Annotated in this window: 1 protein-coding gene; it reads right to left on the bottom strand. The window is 58.9% G+C overall.

What is annotated here, in order from left to right:
• Positions 1–318: 318 nt before the first annotated feature.
• Positions 319–1,194, bottom strand: an 876-nt coding sequence (locus tag B3520_RS15555; protein WP_286876409.1) for a carboxyltransferase domain-containing protein, incomplete at its 5' end; no start/stop codon positions are given.

Genomic DNA, 1,194 nt, shown 5'->3' with positions numbered 1-1,194 from the left:
GGGTCCCCCGCTCCACGGTCTTGGAAGGGCTTCCCCTCACCTGACCTCATCAGGAGAACGACCTTGGGCAAAGGTACCGTAGGGAGGAGTAAGACAACGGCGGATGCGCTGCGCTTATCCGCCCTACGCAACCTGCACTGCTATCCGTAGGGCGGATAAGGTCGAAGACCGCATCCGCCGTTACCCAAGTTGTCGCAGCCAATAGGTGCTAGCTCCCGAAACGATACGCTGCTGCCGCGGAGGCTGGGTATACCCAGGCGGAGCACTCCGGTACGAAGCGCTTGCCCAAAACACCCTCCGACCATTCAGCTCTGCCTTTTAGGAGAGAACCAACAACCGATCCCCCGCATTGACTGATTGACCTTCGGCGCGGGAGAGAGAATCCACAACCCCCGCCTCCGGCGCTACCACCTCAATCTCCATTTTCATCGACTCGAGAATGCACACCACATCTCCGGCCTTCACCTTATCGCCGGGTTTGACCATGAACTGCCAGATATTCCCGGCCACATGACTTTCCACCGCCGTGGCGCCCTCGGGCAACGCGTCCACCTGTTCTTCGGCCGCCTCCTGACCACTGGTGTCGAAATTCATCTGACCGTTATCGATCCAGCGCTGAAGCTCCTCGTTGAACGCACCATTGCGCTTCTTGACGAAGGCATCAATCTCCGACTGGTGCTGCTCGATGAATGCCTCGTAGTCGCTCAGCTTGAAAGTGGTTTCTTCAATGCGCAGCGGGTATTGGCCCTTCGGGAAGTCCCTGCGAATCTGTTGCAGCTCTTCATGGCTGACTTCATAGAAGCGAATCTGGTCGAAGAAGCGCAGCAGCCAGGGGTTGGTGAACTCCCGGGTTTTTCGGTAGCGGTTCCACATCTGCAGCGTGCGGCCGACGAACTGATAACCGCCCGGCCCTTCCATGCCGTAAACGCACAGGTAGGATCCGCCGATGCCCACCGAGTTTTCTGCGGTCCAGGTGCGCGCGGGGTTGTACTTGGTGGTCACCAAACGGTGCCGTGGGTCCAGGGGTGTGGCCACGGGCGCGCCCAAATAGACATCACCCAGCCCCATGACCACATAGCTGGCCTCGAACAGAATCTTCTTCACTTCATCGATGGAGTCCAGACCGTTGATGCGCCGGATAAACTCAATGTTGTCCGGGCACCAGGGGGCGTCCTTGCGCACCGACTGCATGTA

Source organism: Marinimicrobium sp. UBA4509 (assembly GCF_002388575.1).
Taxonomy (GTDB): Bacteria; Pseudomonadota; Gammaproteobacteria; order Pseudomonadales; family Cellvibrionaceae; genus Marinimicrobium; species Marinimicrobium koreense.
This window is presented reverse-complemented; position numbering and strand designations above follow the sequence as displayed.